Annotated in this window: 20 protein-coding genes and 1 riboswitch; of the genes, 11 read left to right on the top strand and 9 right to left on the bottom strand. The window is 68.6% G+C overall.

Annotated features, from left to right (window positions below; translation table 11 throughout):
* Window positions 1-50: 50 nt before the first annotated feature.
* From gpmI to ACDP63_RS04835, 4 genes are read left to right on the top strand one after another with little or no spacing between them, the layout of a single operon-like run.
* Window positions 51-1,574 carry a 2,3-bisphosphoglycerate-independent phosphoglycerate mutase gene (gene gpmI / locus ACDP63_RS04850; RefSeq protein WP_024843028.1) on the top strand — a complete coding sequence of 508 codons (1,524 nt, stop codon included), beginning with the start codon at window positions 51-53 and terminating at the stop codon, window positions 1,572-1,574.
* Window positions 1,571-2,806 (top strand): murein hydrolase activator EnvC family protein, encoded by a 1,236-nt coding sequence (locus tag ACDP63_RS04845; protein WP_028709893.1) that lies wholly within the window; start codon window positions 1,571-1,573, stop codon window positions 2,804-2,806. Before gpmI ends, ACDP63_RS04845 begins: the two co-directional genes overlap by 4 nt.
* Window positions 2,803-4,218, top strand: coding sequence for a S41 family peptidase (locus ACDP63_RS04840; protein ID WP_024843030.1), 1,416 nt, complete (start codon window positions 2,803-2,805; stop codon window positions 4,216-4,218). Before ACDP63_RS04845 ends, ACDP63_RS04840 begins: the two co-directional genes overlap by 4 nt.
* Window positions 4,215-4,706, top strand: coding sequence for an RNA pyrophosphohydrolase (locus ACDP63_RS04835; protein WP_024843031.1), 492 nt, complete (start codon window positions 4,215-4,217; stop codon window positions 4,704-4,706). The genes ACDP63_RS04840 and ACDP63_RS04835 overlap by 4 nt, the downstream gene beginning before the upstream one ends.
* 92 nt (window positions 4,707-4,798) lie before the next feature.
* Here ACDP63_RS04835 and ACDP63_RS04830 read toward each other — a convergent pair whose 3' ends face one another.
* Complete coding sequence (locus ACDP63_RS04830; RefSeq protein WP_024843032.1) at window positions 4,799-6,052, bottom strand: lytic murein transglycosylase; 1,254 nt, start codon at window positions 6,050-6,052, stop codon at window positions 4,799-4,801.
* 85 nt (window positions 6,053-6,137) lie between these two features.
* The gene (locus tag ACDP63_RS04825; RefSeq protein WP_081750452.1) at window positions 6,138-6,452 is read right to left on the bottom strand and encodes a hypothetical protein; all 315 of its coding nucleotides are present in this window, start codon (window positions 6,450-6,452) and stop codon (window positions 6,138-6,140) included.
* 56 nt (window positions 6,453-6,508) lie between these two features.
* Here ACDP63_RS04825 and ACDP63_RS04820 point away from each other — a divergent pair, with 56 nt between their 5' ends.
* Window positions 6,509-6,979, top strand: coding sequence for a YbaK/EbsC family protein (locus tag ACDP63_RS04820; protein WP_024843034.1), 471 nt, complete (start codon window positions 6,509-6,511; stop codon window positions 6,977-6,979).
* A gap of 36 nt (window positions 6,980-7,015) precedes the next feature.
* Here ACDP63_RS04820 and ACDP63_RS04815 read toward each other — a convergent pair whose 3' ends face one another.
* Both ACDP63_RS04815 and dapD read right to left on the bottom strand, forming a co-directional pair.
* Window positions 7,016-7,267: a GlsB/YeaQ/YmgE family stress response membrane protein gene (locus tag ACDP63_RS04815; protein WP_024843035.1), complete on the bottom strand. Its 252-nt coding sequence runs from the start codon at window positions 7,265-7,267 to the stop codon at window positions 7,016-7,018.
* Between the two features lie 106 nt (window positions 7,268-7,373).
* Complete coding sequence (gene dapD / locus ACDP63_RS04810; RefSeq protein WP_024843036.1) at window positions 7,374-8,198, bottom strand: 2,3,4,5-tetrahydropyridine-2,6-dicarboxylate N-succinyltransferase; 825 nt, start codon at window positions 8,196-8,198, stop codon at window positions 7,374-7,376.
* A 92-nt stretch (window positions 8,199-8,290) separates the two neighbouring features.
* Between dapD and ACDP63_RS04805 the strand changes: the two genes are divergently transcribed.
* Entirely contained in the window at window positions 8,291-9,118 is an 828-nt protein-coding gene (locus ACDP63_RS04805; protein ID WP_024843037.1) for an LOG family protein, read from the top strand.
* A 428-nt stretch (window positions 9,119-9,546) separates the two neighbouring features.
* Here the strand turns inward: ACDP63_RS04805 and ACDP63_RS04800 are convergent, their stop codons facing one another.
* The 4 genes from ACDP63_RS04800 to ACDP63_RS04785 form a co-directional block, all read right to left on the bottom strand.
* Window positions 9,547-10,077: a hypothetical protein gene (locus tag ACDP63_RS04800; protein WP_024843038.1), complete on the bottom strand. Its 531-nt coding sequence runs from the start codon at window positions 10,075-10,077 to the stop codon at window positions 9,547-9,549.
* Window positions 10,078-10,189: 112 nt separating this feature from the next.
* On the bottom strand, window positions 10,190-10,657 hold the full coding sequence (gene rlmH / locus ACDP63_RS04795; protein WP_024843039.1) for a 23S rRNA (pseudouridine(1915)-N(3))-methyltransferase RlmH: 468 nt from the start codon (window positions 10,655-10,657) through the stop codon (window positions 10,190-10,192).
* Window positions 10,658-10,660: 3 nt separating this feature from the next.
* Window positions 10,661-11,059, bottom strand: a complete 399-nt coding sequence (gene rsfS, locus ACDP63_RS04790; RefSeq protein ID WP_028709891.1) for a ribosome silencing factor — start codon at window positions 11,057-11,059, stop codon at window positions 10,661-10,663.
* A 132-nt stretch (window positions 11,060-11,191) separates the two neighbouring features.
* Window positions 11,192-11,425 carry a hypothetical protein gene (locus tag ACDP63_RS04785; protein WP_024843041.1) on the bottom strand — a complete coding sequence of 78 codons (234 nt, stop codon included), beginning with the start codon at window positions 11,423-11,425 and terminating at the stop codon, window positions 11,192-11,194.
* 296 nt (window positions 11,426-11,721) lie between these two features.
* On the opposite strand from ACDP63_RS04785, the gene leuC reads away from it, so the two are divergent.
* Window positions 11,722-13,158: a 3-isopropylmalate dehydratase large subunit gene (leuC, locus tag ACDP63_RS04780; RefSeq protein ID WP_024843042.1), complete on the top strand. Its 1,437-nt coding sequence runs from the start codon at window positions 11,722-11,724 to the stop codon at window positions 13,156-13,158.
* Window positions 13,159-13,175: 17 nt separating this feature from the next.
* Here the strand turns inward: leuC and ACDP63_RS04775 are convergent, their stop codons facing one another.
* Complete coding sequence (locus tag ACDP63_RS04775; protein WP_409927842.1) at window positions 13,176-13,757, bottom strand: hypothetical protein; 582 nt, start codon at window positions 13,755-13,757, stop codon at window positions 13,176-13,178.
* A gap of 89 nt (window positions 13,758-13,846) precedes the next feature.
* Between ACDP63_RS04775 and leuD the strand changes: the two genes are divergently transcribed.
* From leuD to ACDP63_RS04755, 4 genes are all read left to right on the top strand, one after another.
* Entirely contained in the window at window positions 13,847-14,452 is a 606-nt protein-coding gene (gene leuD / locus ACDP63_RS04770; RefSeq protein WP_024843044.1) for a 3-isopropylmalate dehydratase small subunit, read from the top strand.
* Complete coding sequence (locus ACDP63_RS04765) at window positions 14,443-15,495, top strand: endonuclease/exonuclease/phosphatase family protein (RefSeq protein WP_024843045.1); 1,053 nt, start codon at window positions 14,443-14,445, stop codon at window positions 15,493-15,495. Before leuD ends, ACDP63_RS04765 begins: the two co-directional genes overlap by 10 nt.
* Before the next feature lie 167 nt (window positions 15,496-15,662).
* Window positions 15,663-15,867: riboswitch (cobalamin riboswitch) on the top strand.
* Between the two features lie 36 nt (window positions 15,868-15,903).
* Entirely contained in the window at window positions 15,904-16,080 is a 177-nt protein-coding gene (locus tag ACDP63_RS04760; RefSeq protein WP_024843046.1) for a CbtB domain-containing protein, read from the top strand.
* Window positions 16,080-16,778, top strand: coding sequence for a CbtA family protein (locus tag ACDP63_RS04755; RefSeq protein WP_024843047.1), 699 nt, complete (start codon window positions 16,080-16,082; stop codon window positions 16,776-16,778). Before ACDP63_RS04760 ends, ACDP63_RS04755 begins: the two co-directional genes overlap by 1 nt.
* Window positions 16,779-16,822: the final 44 nt, after the last annotated feature.

The raw sequence follows: 16,822 nt of genomic DNA, 5'->3' as shown, positions 1-16,822 counted from the left end.
CGCGCGCCCCGCAGTCGTAGAAGCGTCGCGACCCGCGAAAGAGGTGCCGCATGACCCGTCCGAAACCCGTCGTCCTTTGCATCCTCGATGGCTGGGGCATTTCCTCGCGACCCGAGCAGAGCGCACCCGACCAGGCCAGGACGCCGCATTTCGACCGGCTGATGCGCGGCTGTCCGCATGGGACGCTGGTGACCTTCGGCCCCGATGTCGGCCTGCCCAGGGGACAGATGGGCAATTCCGAGGTCGGGCACACCAATATCGGCGCCGGCCGCGTCGTGGCCATGGACCTGGGCCAGATCGACCTGGCGATCGAGGACGGCAGCTTCTACGAGAATGCCGCGCTGGGTGAGTTCATCCGCAAGCTCAAGGCCAGCGGCGGCACCGCGCATCTGATGGGCGTCGTTTCGGACGGCGGCGTGCATGGCCATGTCCAGCATGTCATCGCCGCCGCCCGCGCCGTGGCCGACAAGGGCGTGCCGGTGGTGGTCCATGCCATCACCGATGGCCGCGACGTGCCGCCGGCATCGGCCGCGGGCTTCGTCACCGAGCTTCAGCGCGCCCTGCCCGAGGCCGCCCGCATCGGCACCGTCATCGGCCGTTATTACGCCATGGACCGCGACAACCGCTGGGAACGCGTCGCCCGGGCCTATGCCGCCATGGTCCGCGCCGAGGGATTGCCCGCCCCCGATGCCGCGCAGGCCGTGGCCGAGGCCTATGCCCGCGACGAAACCGACGAGTTCATCCAGCCCACGGTGATCGACGGCTATGCGGGCGCCGGGGACGGCGACGGCTTCTTCTGCCTCAATTTCCGCGCCGACCGGGCGCGCGAGATCCTGGCCGCCATCGGCCAGCCGGACTTCGCCGCCTTCGACACCGGCCGGCGGCCGCAATGGGCGGCGCTGCTGGGCATGGTCGACTATTCGGCCAGCCATGACGAATACATGCAGGCCGCCTATCCCAAGCGGCAGGTGGTGAACACGCTGGGCGCCTGGGTCGCGGCCAAGGGCCTGCGCCAGTTCCGCCTGGCCGAGACCGAGAAATATCCGCATGTCACCTTCTTCCTGAACGGCGGCAAGGAAACCCCCGAGCCGGGCGAGGACCGCTTCATGCCGGCCAGCCCCAAGGTCGCGACCTATGACCTGGCGCCCGAAATGGCCGCGCCCGAGGTCAGCGCCAAGCTCGTCGAGGCCATCGAGGCAGGCTACGATCTGATCGTGGTGAACTATGCCAATCCCGACATGGTCGGGCATACCGGCAGCCTGCCCGCCGCCATCCGCGCCTGCGAAGCGGTGGACAAGGGGCTGGGCATGATGCTGGCAGCCCTGGAAAAATCCGGCGGTGCCGCGGTGGTCATTGCCGATCACGGCAATTGCGAGACCACCATCGACCCCGAGACCGGCGGGCCGCATACCGCCCATACCACCAACCCGGTGCCGGTGATCGTCTTCGGCGGGCCCGAGGGCGCGACGCTGCGCAACGGCCGGCTGGCCGACGTGGCGCCGACGGTGCTGGACCTGATGGGCCTGGACCTGCCGCCCGAGATGACCGGCACCTCGCTGATCGAGCGGGCATGAAACCCAGGCTGCTGCTGCCCATTCTGCTGGCCTTCGGGCTCGGCTCGATAGCCCCGGCCCAGCCGGCGACGCCCGCGCAGGGCGATTCGCAACTGGACCTGGCCGCGCAGGAGGCGGCCGAGGCGGCCGACCTGCTGCGCGCCGCCGTGGGCCAGCTGGACGAGGCGCTGACCGAGGACGATCAGGTCGCCTCGCTGACCCGGATGATCCGCGCCTATGAGCAGGGCATGGCCGCGCTGCGCGAGGGTTTGCGCCGTGCCGGCATCCGCGAGCAGGAGATCCGCGCCGAGTTCGACGCCCGGCGCGAGCGGCTGGGCCGGGCGCTGGGGGTGATGACCTCGATGCAGAAATCGCCCGAGACCGTGCTGCTTCTGCATCCCTCGGGGCCGCAATCCTCGGCCCGCGCCGGGATGATCCTGTCCTCGGTCGCGCCGGGGCTGGAAGCCGAGGCCCGCGAGATGCAGCAGAAGCTGGAGGAGATCCGCGCCGTGCGCACGATCCAGCTGAACGCCGCGAACACGCTGGCGCAGGGGCTCGGGCAGGTGCAGGAGGCGCGGCGGCTGCTGGCCTCGGCGGTGACGGACCGCTCCAGCCTGCCGGTGCGCTTCGGCGAGGATCCCAGGGAACTGACCGCGCTGGTGGAATCGGCCGATACGCTGGACGCGCTTGCATCGGGCATCGCCGGGATGGAGCAGGACGTGGGCGCCCCCATGGCCGATTTCGAGGGCGCGCAGGGCAGCCTGCCCTTGCCGGTCCTGGGCCGGGTGCTGCACCGCTATGACGAGCCCGACGCCGCGGGGGTGCGCCGGCCCGGCATGGTCATCGCCACCGCACCCGCCGCGCTGGTCACGCTGCCCTGGCCTGCGACGATCCGCTATCGCGGTCCGCTGCTTGATTACGGCAATGTGATGATCGTTGAGCCCGCGCGCGGGTATCTGATGATATTCGCCGGTCTGGCGCAGGTCTTCGGCGAGACGGGCGACGTGCTGGCGGCGGGCGAGCCGGTGGGGCTGATGGGCGGGCAGGAACCGCCCGCGCAGGAGTTCGGCGCCGAATTCGTCGCCAATGCCGCCGCCGGAGGCGGTGCTGGACAGACCGAGACACTGTATGTTGAACTTCGCAAGGGCAAGGAAACACTAGACCCGGCAGAGTGGTTCGTGATGAATCCCATTGTCGGAGAGGCCGCGGACGGGACAGGCCGCAACGCAACCGGGCAGGACGGAACTGAATGAAACATTATCTTCTGGCAGGGGCGATCGGCACGCTTGCGGGCATCACCGTCGCCACCCAATTCGCCGGCCCGCTGGTCGCGCAGGAATCGGGCAGGAACGCCTCGGTCTATGAGCAGCTGGACCTGTTCGGCAACGTGTTCGAGCGGGTGCGCGCCGACTATGTCGAGCAGGTGGACGACAAGAAGCTGATCGAGGCGGCGATCAACGGCATGCTGACCTCGCTCGACCCGCACAGCTCGTTCCTGTCGGCCAAGGATTACGACGACATGCAGACCCAGACCCGCGGCAGCTTCGGCGGGCTGGGGATCGAGGTCGGGCAGGAGGACGGGCTGGTCAAGGTGATCTCGCCCATCGACGACACGCCGGCGGCCGAGGCCGGGGTCAGGGCCGGCGACTACATCACCCATGTGAACGGCGAATCGCTGATGGGCATGAACCTGGACGAAGCGGTCGAGAAGATGCGCGGCCCCGTCGGGTCCGAGATCAAGATCACCATCCTGCGCGAGGGCGAGAAGGAGCCCTTCGACCTGACCATCACCCGCGACACGATCAAGCTGACCGTGGTCAAGACCCGCATCGAGGGCCATGCCGTGGTGCTGCGCGTCACCACCTTCAACGACGAGACCTTCTCGACCCTGAAGACCGAGATGGACAAGGCGATCAAGGAAGCGGGCGGCATCGACAAGGTGACGGGTTTCGTTCTGGACCTGCGCAACAATCCGGGCGGGCTGCTGAACCAGGCCATCGAGGTCTCGGACGCCTTCCTCGACAAGGGCGAGATCGTCTCGACCCGCGGCCGCAAGCCCGAGGAAAGCGAGCGCTGGAACGCCAAGCCCGGCGACCTGGCGCAGGGCAAGCCCATGGTGACGCTGATCAACGGCGGCTCCGCCTCGGCCTCGGAGATCGTCACCGGCGCGCTGCAGGACCATCGCCGCGCCATCGTCGTGGGCACCAAAAGCTTCGGCAAGGGCTCGGTGCAGACGGTGATGCCAGTGACCTCGGACAGCGCCATCCGGCTGACCACGGCGCGCTATTACACACCCTCGGGCCGGTCGATCCAGTCGCTGGGCATCCAGCCCGACATCATCGTCGAACAGCCCGCGCCGAAACCGCAGGAGGAGGACGAGGCCGGCAAGCCGCGGACCGAATCGAAATTCCTGAACTCGGAAGCGGATCTGCGCGGGGCGCTGAACAACGATTCGATCAGCGACGAGGAACGCAAGCAGATCGAGGAAGAGGCCAAGCAGGTCGAGGCCACCGCCAAGCTGCGCGAGGAGGATTACCAGCTGGCCTATGCCGTGGATATCCTCAAGGGCCTGGCGGCGGTGGACTATCATGCCCAGGCCGTGCCCGATGCCGCAAAGCCCGCCGTCACCGGCGAGGATGCGGCCCAGGGGGCGCAGGCGGAATGAGCGCGGACCTGCTTGGTCCCTCGGGCCTGCCCTATCGCCCCTGTGCGGGCGTGGTGCTGATCAACCCGGCGGGGCTGGTCTTTGCCGGGCAGCGCATCGACAATCCCGGCCCGGCCTGGCAGATGCCGCAGGGCGGCATCGACCGGGGCGAGACCCCGCGCCAGGCGGCGCTGCGCGAGCTGGTCGAGGAAACCGGGGTGACCACCGACCTGGTCGATGTGCTGGCGGAAACGCCGGGCTGGGTGACCTATGACCTGCCGCCGGAACTGCTGGGCAAGGTCTGGAAGGGCAAATACGGCGGCCAGAAGCAGAAATGGTTCGCCATGCGCTTCCTGGGCGATGATTCGGCGGTACGGATCGCCACCGACCATCCCGAGTTCGACCGCTGGCAATGGATGCGGGCGGCGGATGTGGTGGACAGCATCGTGCCCTTCAAGCGCCAGGTCTATGCCCAAGTGCTGGGCGAGTTTCGCGACATCCTGGCCTGAATGGGCTCGCACCGCGCCTCATGGCACGGGCGGGATGGGTATTGGGGAAACGGTGAAATGCGCGCGGGCGGCCTTCGGAGCCGCCCTTTATCCTAGCCGCGCAGCATGGCCAGCAGGCGGGTATCGGCATAGCCGTCGGGCGTCACGCCGCGGGAACGCTGGAAGGCCTTGATCGCCTCGGTCGACTGGCTGCCGAGCTTGCCGTCCACCCCGCCGGTGTCGAAGCCGCGGGCCATCAGCAACCGCTGGATCTCGGCCTTTTCGCTGTTCGACAGCGTGCGGTCGCCGCGCGGCCAGCTGCCCTGGATGCCGCGGCGGCCGGCGATGGCCTCGCCCAGATAGGCCACGCCGAGGGCGTAGCTGTCCGAGGCGTTGTATTTCAGGATGGCGCGGAAGTTTTCCGTGATCAGGAAGGCCGGGCCGCGGGCACCTGCCGGCGCCAGGATCGAGCCCGAGGGCACCGGCGCACCGCTGACCGTGCGCACCCCCATCGCCGCCCATTGGCTGCCGGAATGCTGCACCGACTTGCCGGCCTGGTTGAAGTCGAAGCCCGGCGGCAGGATCACCTCGGTCCCCCAGCTCTGGCCGGGGCGCCAGCCGTTCTGGCGCAGATAGCTGGCGGTCGAGGCCAGCGCGTCGGTCGGGTCGTCCGACCAGATGTCGCGGCGGCCGTCGCCGTTGAAATCGACCGCATGGCCGAGGAAGGACGAGGGCATGAACTGCGTATGCCCCATGGCCCCGGCCCAGCTGCCGACCATATGGGCGCTGTCCACGTCGCCCGACTGGATGATGCGCAGCGCCGCCACCAGCTCGCCGGCGAAAAATTCGCCGCGCCTTCCGTCATAGGCCAGCGTCGCCAAGGCCGGCACGATCCGGGTATTGCCGCGATTGGCGCCGAAGTTGGATTCCATGCCCCAGACCGCCAGCACGATCTCGCGCGGGACGCCGTAGCGCGCCTCAATGGCCGAAAGCGTGCCGGCATATTGCGCGGCCTTGGCGCGGCCGGTCGCGCCGCGCGTGCCGATGGCGCCGTCGAGGTATTCCCAGACCGGCTTGGTGAACTCGCTTTGCTTGCGGTCGAGCGCCACGATGCCGGGCTGGTAATGCGCCCCGGCCATGGCGCTGTCGAAGGTCGCGGGCGAGATGCCGGCCGCCAACGCGCGCGGGCGGAAGCTTTGCACCCAGTTGCGGAAGCCCGCCTCGGAGCCCTGCCCGCCGGCCGTGGGCAGCCCGCCGAAATGGCCGCCGCCGACGGCGCCCGGTCCCTGGTTCAGCGACACGCCGCAGCCTGCCAGGGCAAGGGTCAGCACGGCCATGGTCGCGATGCGCGAGATGCGTCTGGTCATTCTGCCTGTCCGTTCCGTATTCTTGTTCTGCCTGCTCTGCTTCGGGCCAGTCTAGCCCAGCCGGGCACGGCTGGATAGGGGCGGATCAGCCCTGCTCGTCCCAGAGCGGCTCCATCTGCGCCACGATCACCGCGTTCTCGGCCAGCGCGCGGTCCATCAGGGCGCGCTCCTCCTCGGGGATCTCGTGACCCTCGGCCAGGCGCTCGTCGATGCTGCCGTGGCCGGTGACTTCCAGCGGCGCAAGACCGGCCTGCTTGAGGATGGCGACCGTCTCGCGCACCGCCTCCTCCTCGGTCACGCCCGAAGCATAGCAGACCAGCGCCGCGCCGCTGGCCTCTGCGGGCAGGCCGTCATCCGCGGCGCGGCCGACCTGGACCAGAAGCGTATAGACCTGTTGCATGGCTTTCCCTTTGTCGCGATCTGCCGTCATATCGCCCGAAACGGATGGAGGAGACAATGAGCAAGAGCTTGCGCCGCGTGCAATCGGCGCTGGAGGCGGCCGGCCTTGCCGCCCGGATCCGCGAGACCGACGACAGCGCCCGCACCGCCCAGGGCGCCGCGGCGGCGGTCGGCTGCGCCGTGGACCAGATCGCCAAGTCGGTCATCTTTCGCGGCGAGGAAAGCGGTCATGTGGTGCTGTTCCTGACCGCCGGCGGCAATCGCGTCGATCCGGCCAAGGCGACCGGGGTGGCCGGGCAGCGCCTGGACAAGGCCGATGCCGAATTGATCCGGGCCGAGACCGGCTTTGCCATCGGCGGCGTCGCCCCGGTCGGGCATCTGCGCCGGATCGAGGCCTGGCTGGACCCGCGCCTGCTGGATTTCGACCTGGTCTGGGCGGCGGCGGGCACGCCGCGCCATGTCTTTGCCATCGCGCCCGCGGATCTGCTCCGCATTACCGGCGCGAAGGCGGCGGATTTCACCGCCTGAGATGGGAAGGGGGCGGGAATGACCCCGCCCCGATCGCTATCCGGCCACGGCGCGGTAAAGCCAGATCAGGATCACCGCGCCGATCAGCCCGGCCACGCCCTGCGCCAGCCAGCTGCCGGCCTGGGCGTTCAGCCCGACCAGGCCCAGAAGCGCATTGCCGACGATGGCGCCGACGATGCCCAGGATGACGTTGAGGATGATCCCCGTGTCCGCCTTCATGATGCTGCTGGCGATCCAGCCCGCAAGACCGCCGACGATGATCGCGGCCAGCCAACCCAAACCCTGCATGTGAAACTCCGCTTTCAGGATGCCTGTCAGGGTTGAACGCAGCGGCGGCGCTTGGGTTTCACGCCGGGCTCACGCAAGGGCGAGCCCGGTGCAGGGGCGCAGCGGCTCAGTCGCGCAGCAACTCGTTGATCGAGGTCTTGGAGCGGGTCTGCGCATCGACGCGCTTCACGATCACCGCGCAATAAAGGTTCACGCCGTTCTTCGAGGGCATCGAGCCGGCGACCACCACCGAACCGGCCGGAACCTCGCCATACATGACCTCGCCGGTCTCGCGGTCGACGATCTTGGTCGATTTGCCGATAAAGACGCCCATGCCTAGGACCGAGCCCTCGCGCACGATGCAGCCCTCGACCACCTCGGAACGCGCGCCGATGAAGCAATTGTCCTCGATGATGGTGGGGCCGGCCTGCATCGGCTCCAGCACGCCGCCGATGCCGACGCCGCCCGACAGGTGCACGTTCTTGCCGATCTGCGCGCAGGAGCCGACGGTGGCCCAGGTATCGACCATGGTGCCCTCGTCGACATAGGCGCCCAGGTTCACGAAACTGGGCATCAGCACCACGCCCTTGGCGATATAGGCCGAGCGGCGCACGACACAGTTCGGCACGGCGCGGAAGCCGGCAACCTGCCATTGCGCCTCGCCCCAATGGGCGAACTTGCTGTCCACCTTGTCCCACCAGGTGCCGCCCTGCGGGCCGCCCATCTGGACCTCCATGTCCTTCAGGCGAAAGCCCAGCAGCACGGCCTTTTTCGCCCACTGGTTGACGTGCCAGTCCTGGCCGCGCTTTTCGGCGACGCGCAGAACGCCCTTGTCCAGCGCCTCCAGCGTGGCCTCGACGGCGTCGCGGACCTCGCCCCTGGTGGCGGGGGTGATCTGGTCGCGGATCTCCCAGGCGGATTCGATGGCGGCTTCAAGGGCGTCATTCGACATGGTCTGGCCTCTCAACGGTGGAAACTCTTGCCCGAGGGCTATAAGCCGAGGGCTGCGGCCGCGCAATGCGGCGGTTTCGGCCAGAGGTTTGGATGACAGAACTTGACGAGCGCAGCCACCCGTTCCGCGACAGCCATCAGGACGTGGCCGTGGCGCAGACCACGCCCGACACGGCACAGACCCGCGCGCCGGCCTATCGGCTGGCTTTTACCGATACCGAATTCCTGCTGCGCGAGGAACTGCGCCCGGTGCGGTTGCAGCTTGAACTGCTCAAGCCACAGATGATCATGGATGCGCGCGGCATCCGCTCGACCGTGGTGATGTTCGGCGGCGCCCGCATCCCCGCCCCCGAGCGGCGCGAGGGCGCGCGCACCCCGGCGCTGGCCGCCCTGTCGCATTACTATGACGAGGCGCGGCGCTTTGCCCGGCTGATGACCGAACGCAGCCTGAAAAGCTATGGCGCCGAGAACGTGATCTGCACCGGCGGCGGGCCGGGGGTGATGGAGGCGGGCAACCTGGGCGCGCATGAGGCGGGCGGCGCCTCGATCGGCCTGTCCATCGTGCTGCCGCACGAGCAGACGCCGAACGCCTATGTGACGCCGGACCTGTGCTTCAACTTCCACTATTTCGCCATCCGCAAGATGCATTTCCTGATGCGGGCCAAGGCGGTGACCATCTTTCCCGGCGGCTTCGGCACCATGGATGAGATGTTCGAGGCCCTGACCCTGATCCAGACCGGCCGCATGCGGCGCGTGCCCTTCATCCTGTTCGGACCGGAATTCTGGCACAAGGTCATCAACTGGCAGGCCCTGGCCGAGGCCGGCACCATCAGCCCCGAGGATCTGGAACTGATCAGCTTCGTGGAAAGCGCCGACGAGGCGGTCGAGATCATCGACAACTGGGTCGTGCCCTGCGCCTGAAACGGGCAGCACCGCCCGGACCCTCCGCACCTGGGCCCCAATTCGCGGCTCCGGCCCATTGGCCGATCACCCGCGGCCGCGGTCCGCATATCGCCGCGGCCCTTCGCCTCGGCGCCTTTTCCGGCCGGCTGCCGCACGCTCCTCGGCGCCTTTCCGGCCGGTAGCAGCACCCTGAGGCCCATGGCCGGCAAGGCATCATCCCGGATCGCGGCAGGCCGTCGCATTTCGCCGCCGCCCGCCGCACCTTTCCCGGTCAACTGCCGCGCCGCCGCGGTCGCGGATTGGCAAGGCGTCGTCGCGGATCCTGTCGTACAGCGGCGTTGATCGGCGGGCGTTCCCAGAGGCCGGGGAAAAACCTGTGCCGCGAGCCCTTTCGGACCATCAGCACCGCGCCGTTCCGGCCGACCGATCCGCCGCTCGCGCAAGGGCTATTTCGGCCACCAGGCAATGAAATCGCCCGCCGCGACGGTTGCTGGCTGGTCGCCGCCCCGACGTTCCGCCGCTGCCGGCGCCTGCTGGGCCTGGGTCGCACCGTGGCGATAGGTCGCATGCGACAGTTCCGGCCGCAACTCGGGTTCCGGCTGGTCCTCGACCGCGCGAATCACGATGGTGCCCAGCTTCAATGCGCGCTGGAAGGATTCGTCGTCGCCATAGATCGCGGTCAGGAAGCGGATCACCTTGGCACGGAACACGGCGCGATCCTGCGGTCCGTCGGCATCCTCGGCCGCGGCCCCGGCCGGCGCATTGCCTTGCGGCGCCCGGGCCGATGCGGCCTGCCGCGCGCGGCCGACGCCCTGGCGGCCAAGCTGCGTGTCCTGGGCCACCCCGCCCGATTCCTCGACCGGCGGCACCTCGGGCTGGGCGCGGGCAAGGGTGGGGCCGATGATTTCGACTTCTCGCGCCGCCGGCGTGGCGGCGGGACCGGCCCGGCTTTGGATCTGATGAACGACTGGAATCATGACACACCCGCGGATACGTGATCTGGACAGGCTTATCCTAGCCGTTTCCCGGCGGATTTCACCCGTTCTTTGCCGGATGTTTTCTTAAAATCCTAGCGATCTGAAGGGCTTGTCATTCCCGGTGATAGGGGCTGCCGGCCAGGATGGTGGTGGCGCGATAGATCTGCTCGGCCAGCATGACGCGGGCCAGCATATGCGGCCAGACCATGCGGCCGAAGCTGATGGCCAGATCGGCGCGGTCGCGCAGGCCGGGGTCGATGCCATCGGCGCCGCCGATCACGAAGGCGACATCGCGCGCCTGGTCGCGCCAGCCGGCAATGCGGCCGGCAAATTCGGGGGAACTCAGCATCTGGCCGCGCTCGTCCAGCACCACCAGGGCGGCACCGTCAGGAACGGCCCTGGCCAGCAGCGCGGCCTCGGCCGCCATGCCGCCGCTGCGCCTGTCCTCGACCTCGGCCAGGGTCACGGGCGGCAGGCCCAAGGCGCGGCCCGCCTTGGCGTGACGGTCCAGATATTCGGCGATCAGCTTCGCCTCGGGGCCCTGCCGCAGCCGCCCGACCGCGGCAATGACCATGCGCATGGATCAGATGCGGGGCTTGCCGGCCTCGGCGGCGGCGTGTTCGGCGCGCAGCCGCTCCAGCGTGGCCGAGCGCAGGGCGTCGGCGGGCATCCACATCTTTTCCAGCTGATAGAACTCGCGGACCTCGGGGCGGAAGACATGGACGATCACGTCGTCGGTGTCGATCAGCACCCAATCGCCGGTTTCCTTGCCCTCGATGCGGGCCGAGCGGCCGGTCTGCTCCTTCAGGCGCTCGATCAGCTTTTCGGCGATCGAGGCCACCTGCCGCGCGTTCCGGCCCGAGGCGATCACCATGTGATCGGCCATGGCCGAGCGGCCGCGCAGGTCGATGGTCACGACATCTTCGGCCTTGTCGTCGTCAAGAGAGGCAAGAATGCGGTCCAGTAGCTGATCGCTCGTCAGCCCGGATTCCGCGGTGGTCGCAGCCGGCGCAGCAGCCGGCGAGACGGTATTGGACAGGGTTCATCCTCCGGTCATCACGCCGATCTCCCCCGGCGCCGGGGCCTTACCAATGTAGCACGGAATCGCGCCCGCTCAATGCAGGCGCGGCGGATTTCTGGAGGCATCGCCCGCCGGACAGGCCGAAACCGGCAGATTTCCCCAGGGATCGGCGCATCTGACCTGCCCCGGACCCCAGGCCAGGTGCCGGCTTTCGACGCCCGCCGCCGCCCGCGCCTGCTTGAGCGGTGTATCCGCCCAATGTACCGCCAGCGCGAAAACGGCCACGCAGATCAGCGGGATCGCCCGCAGGATGATGCGAATCAGCATGATCGGTCCCCTTCCGTGACTTTTGGCACCAAGATAGGGACGATTTCTCAACTTGGAATTAACAGAGCCGTGTGGCGATATTGAATATGAAGTGAAATCGCCCTATTAATCCCCCTATGCGAGGATTCGTCTATTTCGACATTCACGACCGCGCCCGCCTGCCCGGCCGGTTCTACGGCGAAAGCCTGTCCGTCACCGCCCGACTTTGACGGGAGCGGGCGCCTGCGCGCGCCCTGCCGCAGGCTGCGGCGCCCCCTCCGCCCTTTCCCAGCTAGTCTTCCAGAAAAGAGACAGCCATGACCGGCAACACCAATGCGGGCGCGCCCCGCACCCTCTATGACAAGATCTTCGACGCCCATGTGGTCGAGCGTTCCGAAGACGGCACCTGCATCCTCTATATCGACCGCCACCTGGTGCATGAGGTGACCTCGCCCCAGGCCTTCGAAGGGCTGCGCATGGCCGGGCGCAAGGTGCGCCGCCCCGACCAGACCATCGCCGTGCCGGACCACAACGTGCCGACCACCGCCGACCGCGTGGACGGGATCGAGAACCCCGAGGGTCGCATCCAGGTCGCCGAACTGGACAAGAACGCCCGCGAATTCGGGCTGAACTATTATCCGATGAACGACATCCGCCAGGGCATCGTGCATATCGTCGGGCCGGAACAGGGCTGGACCCTGCCCGGCATGACGGTGGTCTGCGGCGACAGCCATACTGCGACCCACGGCGCCTTCGGCGCGCTGGCGCATGGCATCGGCACCTCGGAAGTGGAACACGTCCTGGCCACCCAGACGCTGATCCAGAAGAAATCCAAGAACATGAAGGTGGAAATCACCGGCAAGCTCCGTCCCGGCGTCACCGCCAAGGACATCACGCTGGCGGTGATCGGCAAGACCGGCACCGCGGGCGGCACGGGCTATGTCATCGAATATTGCGGCGAGGCGATCCGCGAGTTGTCGATGGAAGGCCGCATGACCGTCTGCAACATGGCCATCGAGGGTGGCGCCCGCGCCGGCCTGATCGCCCCGGACGAAAAGACCTTCGACTATTGCAAGGGCCGCCCGCACGCCCCGAAAGGCGCCGCCTGGGAGGCCGCGGTCAGCTGGTGGAAGACGCTGTTCAGCGACGAAGGCGCGCATTGGGACAAGGTCGTCACCATACGCGGCGAGGACATCGCCCCGGTCGTGACCTGGGGCACCTCGCCCGAGGACGTGCTGCCAATCACCGGCACGGTCCCCGCCCCCGAGGATTTCGAGGGCGGCAAGGTCGAGGCCGCGCGCCGCAGCCTCGACTACATGGGCCTGAAGCCGGGCACGCCGCTGAACCAGATCAAGATCGACGCGGTCTTCATCGGTTCCTGCACCAATGGCCGGATCGAGGACCTGCGCGCCGCCGCCGGCATCCTCAAGGGCCACAGGCTGGCGCCGGGCGTGCGCGGCATGGTCGTGCCGGGCTCGGGCCTGGTCAGGATGCAGGCCGAGGAGGAGGGTCTGGACAAGATCTTCATCGACGCCGGCTTCGAATGGCGGCTGGCCGGCTGCTCGATGTGCCTGGGCATGAACCCCGACCAGCTGGCGCCCGGCGAACGCTGCGCCGCGACCTCGAACCGCAATTTCGAGGGCCGCATGGGCCGCGGCGGCCGCACCCACCTGATGTCGCCGGTCATGGCGGCGGCGGCGGGCATCAAGGGCCACCTGACCGATGTGCGCGAACTGCTGGCGGAAACCGTCTGATGCTTCGGGTGGGGCCCCTAGCGGCCCCGCCGCAGAAGCATCAGGGCGTTGTTCGCGATCAGCACCAGCCCGGCGTTCTCGAACCAGAAATTGAGCCCGAGCTTCGCGAAGTCCAGGCTGAGGAGCCTGTCCACATGATGAAAGCCCACCGCGCGCACCAGCACGAAGCCGCACAGCAAAGCCAGCCCCGCCAGGGCAAGGCCGTTGCGGCGCATGCGCCCGCGCAGGGTGTTCGTCGCCCAGGCCAGCGCGATCGCCACGCCCAGCACCAGCCCGGCGATGAAGGCCAGCTGCACCAGATGGCGGTCGTCGTACCAGCCCTGCGCCCGCGCCATGCAGCGCCCGGCAGCCGTCAGCGCGGTCTGCAGGTCAAGCTGCTTGTTCAGCCCCAGGAAGGCCATCAGCCCGGCGGTCGTCAGCCACAGCCCGCGCGCAGCGCCGGCCGGACGGCGGCGCAGCACCATGACGGCCAGCACGAAGCATATCAGATACGAGAGCACCGTCAGCCAGCCGGTGATCTCGGGGTCTCCGATCTGCGGCCTCCAGTCGCGCGCGATGCAGGCGCGCAGGGCCGCAAAGCTGGAAAACCCGAAAAACATCAGCGAAGCCCTTTCCATGCCGCAAGGCGCCGGACGGGTCTCGGTTAACGGGCCACGGCGGCCCAAGTCAATTCTGCGAGGATCACGACATGGACAAGTTCACCACCCTGACCGGCATCGCGGCGCCCATGCCGCTGGTCAATATCGACACCGACATGATCATCCCGAAACAGTTCCTGAAGACGATCCACCGCTCGGGTCTGGGCAAGAACCTGTTCGACGAGATGCGCTATGACGCCGAGGGCAACGAGATCCCGGATTTCGTGCTGAACCAGCCGGCTTACCGCGAGGCACAGATCATCGTCGCCGGCGACAATTTCGGCTGCGGCTCCTCGCGCGAGCATGCGCCCTGGGCGCTGCTGGATTTCGGCATCCGCTGCGTGATCTCCACCAGCTTCGCCGACATCTTCTACAACAACTGCTTCAAGAACGGCATCCTGCCTATCGTCATGCCGCAAGAGGTGGTGGATGTGCTGATGGAGGACGCGAAAAAGGGCGCCAATGCCCGCATGACCGTGGACCTGGAAAACCTGACCGTGACCACCTCGGACGGGCAGAGCTTCCCCTTCGAACTGGACCCGTTCCGCCGCCATTGCCTGCTGAACGGGCTGGACGACATCGGCCTGACCATGGAAAAGGCCCCCGCCATCGACGCCTACGAGGCGCAGATGGCCCAGAGCCGGCCTTGGGTGTAAGGCCGCTGGCCGGGGCGGCCCTGCTTGCCATCCTGGGCCTGGCCGCCCATGCCGATCCGCTGCGGATCGCGACCTACAGCCCCGACCTGTCGCGCGACGGGCCGGGGCTTTTGTTGCGCGACCTGGGCCGCAAGGACGCTCAGATCGAGGCGGTGGTGCAGGTGCTGGCGGAAACCCGCCCCGACATCCTGCTGCTGACGCATTTCGACTGGGACCACGACGGCCGGGCGCTGGACGCCTTTGCCGCAAGGCTGGCCGAGGCCGGGCTGGACTATCCGCACCGCTTCGCCACCCGGCCGAATTCCGGCATGGCGACAGGGCTGGACCTGAACGCAGACGGGCGGCTGGGCAGCGCCGACGATGCGCAGGGCTTCGGCACCTTCTCCGGCCAGGGCGGCATGGCGATCCTGTCGCGCCACCCGATCGGGCCGGTGACGGATTACACGGCCTTCCTGTGGCGCGACCTGCCCGGCCACCTGATGCCGCCGCTGCCCGAGGAAGCGGCGGCGATCCGCCGCCTGTCCTCGACCGCGCATTGGGACGCGGTGGTCACGGTCGCCGGCCGGCCGCTGCACCTGCTCGCCATGTCCGCGACGCCGCCGGTCTTCGACGGACCCGAGGATCTGAACGGCCGGCGCAACCATGACGAGCTGGCCTTCTGGCTGCATCACCTGCCCGACGGCCCCTTCGTACTGGCCGGCAACCTGAACCTCGACCCCCTGGACAGCGAGGGCCGGCCCGAGGCGCTGGCCCGGATCATGGCGCATGTCACCGACCCCCTGCCTCGCAGCGCCGGCGGCACCGCGGCCAAAGGCGGCGTCAACGACGGCCACAAGGGCGACCCGGCGCTGGACACCGGCGACTGGCCGGACGACAAGCCGCCGGGCAACCTGCGCGTGGATTACGTCCTGCCCGCGAAAGGGCTGGCCGTGCTGGGCTCGGGCGTGTTCTGGCCGGCCGAGGGCCCGCTGGCCGAGGCCGCGCTGGCGGCTTCCGCGCACCGGCTGGTCTGGGTCGACCTGGACTGGCCGCCGGAACCCTGATTGGCACGGCCTACCCGCCACCCGGCGATTCCGCCAGCCCGATCCCCCGCCATCTTCTTCGTTCTCCAAATACCCATGCGGCAGCGCCGCCCGCCGACCCGTCGCCCGCTCTCCGACCCCGCCGCAGCTTCCCCCCGATTCCGCTTGCCGCCGCCGCGCCATCGCAGGTAACATGCGCGTGTATCGGTGCCCCTTTCCGGGGCCAAAAGGGAATGCGGTGCAGCCCTGGGCATCCAGGACCAAATCCGCAGCCGCCCCCGCGACTGTAAGCGGAGAGCGGACGCCCATCGCGCCACTGGCCATCCGGCCGGGAAGGCGGGCGTCTGCCGTGACCCGCAAGCCAGGAGACCTGCCGATGCATGGAACCGCAACGTCGTCGGGTTGGACGACATAAGGAAAGGGTCGCAGATGACCGCAAAACCCATGACCGCCGCAGGGGCCAGCCGCGCCTCGGTGCTGTTTCCCGCCATCGCCGCCTTCGCGATCGGCTTCGGGCTGATCTTCATGTCCGGGCTGGTGCAGGCCGAGACCCTGCATGACGCCGCCCATGACGTGCGTCACGCCACCGGCTTCCCCTGCCACTGATGTTCTCGCGCATTCTGACCAGCGGATTGATCGCTGGCGCTGCAACGGGGCTGATTGCCGCCCTGTTGCAGCTTTGGTTCGTGCAGCCCGTGCTGCTGCATGCCGAACTGTATGAATCCGGCCAACTGGCGCATTTCGGCGCCGAAGCCGTCAGCGCGCATCAGGATCTGGGATCCTTCGAATGGACCCGCAACCTGCTTTCGGTCCTGTTCACCATGATGGTCTATGCCGGCTACGGGCTGATGCTGGTGGCGCTGATGGCGGTTTCCGAATCGCGGGGCAACGCGGTCACGGCGCGGCAGGGGCTGCTTTGGGGCCTGGCCGGCTATCTGACCATGCAGCTCGCCCCCGCCTTCGGCCTGGCCCCGGAAGTGCCGGGCGTCGCCGCCGCCGATGTGCAGCTCCGCGCGATCTGGTGGCTGGGCACCGCCGCCACCACCGGGCTCGCGCTGTGGCTGGTCGCCTTCGGCAAGGGCTGGGCGGCCTGGGGCGCGGCCATCGTGCTGATCCTGGCGCCGCATCTGATCGGCGCGCCGCAGCCCGACAGCTATGCCGGCCCGGTCCCGCCCGAGCTTTCGGCGGAATTCGCCGGCCGGGCGCTGGGGGCGGGCGCGATGGCCTGGGCCCTGCTCGGCCTGCTGGCCGGCTGGTTCTGGCAGCGCGAAGGCCAAGGCGCACCGGTGCCGCAGGCCGCCTGATCGGCGCCGCAACCCTTCCGGCCGGGCGTGCCTGCCGCGCCCGG

The organism is Paracoccus sp. P2, assembly GCF_046335115.1.
Taxonomy (GTDB): Bacteria; Pseudomonadota; Alphaproteobacteria; order Rhodobacterales; family Rhodobacteraceae; genus Paracoccus; species Paracoccus pantotrophus.
The sequence above is the reverse complement of the archived record's forward strand: the minus strand, read 5'-3'. Positions and strand labels throughout refer to the sequence as shown.

Coding starts and splice junctions, on each gene's coding strand:
- gpmI (WP_024843028.1), top strand. CDS start 51: ATGACCCGTCCGAAACCCGTCGTCCTTTGCATCCTCGATGGCTGGGGC.
- ACDP63_RS04845 (WP_028709893.1), top strand. CDS start 1,571: ATGAAACCCAGGCTGCTGCTGCCCATTCTGCTGGCCTTCGGGCTCGGC.
- ACDP63_RS04840 (WP_024843030.1), top strand. CDS start 2,803: ATGAAACATTATCTTCTGGCAGGGGCGATCGGCACGCTTGCGGGCATC.
- ACDP63_RS04835 (WP_024843031.1), top strand. CDS start 4,215: ATGAGCGCGGACCTGCTTGGTCCCTCGGGCCTGCCCTATCGCCCCTGT.
- ACDP63_RS04830 (WP_024843032.1), bottom strand. CDS start 6,052: ATGACCAGACGCATCTCGCGCATCGCGACCATGGCCGTGCTGACCCTT.
- ACDP63_RS04825 (WP_081750452.1), bottom strand. CDS start 6,452: ATGCAACAGGTCTATACGCTTCTGGTCCAGGTCGGCCGCGCCGCGGAT.
- ACDP63_RS04820 (WP_024843034.1), top strand. CDS start 6,509: ATGAGCAAGAGCTTGCGCCGCGTGCAATCGGCGCTGGAGGCGGCCGGC.
- ACDP63_RS04815 (WP_024843035.1), bottom strand. CDS start 7,267: ATGCAGGGTTTGGGTTGGCTGGCCGCGATCATCGTCGGCGGTCTTGCG.
- dapD (WP_024843036.1), bottom strand. CDS start 8,198: ATGTCGAATGACGCCCTTGAAGCCGCCATCGAATCCGCCTGGGAGATC.
- ACDP63_RS04805 (WP_024843037.1), top strand. CDS start 8,291: ATGACAGAACTTGACGAGCGCAGCCACCCGTTCCGCGACAGCCATCAG.
- ACDP63_RS04800 (WP_024843038.1), bottom strand. CDS start 10,077: ATGATTCCAGTCGTTCATCAGATCCAAAGCCGGGCCGGTCCCGCCGCC.
- rlmH (WP_024843039.1), bottom strand. CDS start 10,657: ATGCGCATGGTCATTGCCGCGGTCGGGCGGCTGCGGCAGGGCCCCGAG.
- ACDP63_RS04785 (WP_024843041.1), bottom strand. CDS start 11,425: ATGCTGATTCGCATCATCCTGCGGGCGATCCCGCTGATCTGCGTGGCC.
- leuC (WP_024843042.1), top strand. CDS start 11,722: ATGACCGGCAACACCAATGCGGGCGCGCCCCGCACCCTCTATGACAAG.
- ACDP63_RS04775 (WP_409927842.1), bottom strand. CDS start 13,757: ATGTTTTTCGGGTTTTCCAGCTTTGCGGCCCTGCGCGCCTGCATCGCG.
- leuD (WP_024843044.1), top strand. CDS start 13,847: ATGGACAAGTTCACCACCCTGACCGGCATCGCGGCGCCCATGCCGCTG.
- ACDP63_RS04760 (WP_024843046.1), top strand. CDS start 15,904: ATGACCGCAAAACCCATGACCGCCGCAGGGGCCAGCCGCGCCTCGGTG.
- ACDP63_RS04755 (WP_024843047.1), top strand. CDS start 16,080: ATGTTCTCGCGCATTCTGACCAGCGGATTGATCGCTGGCGCTGCAACG.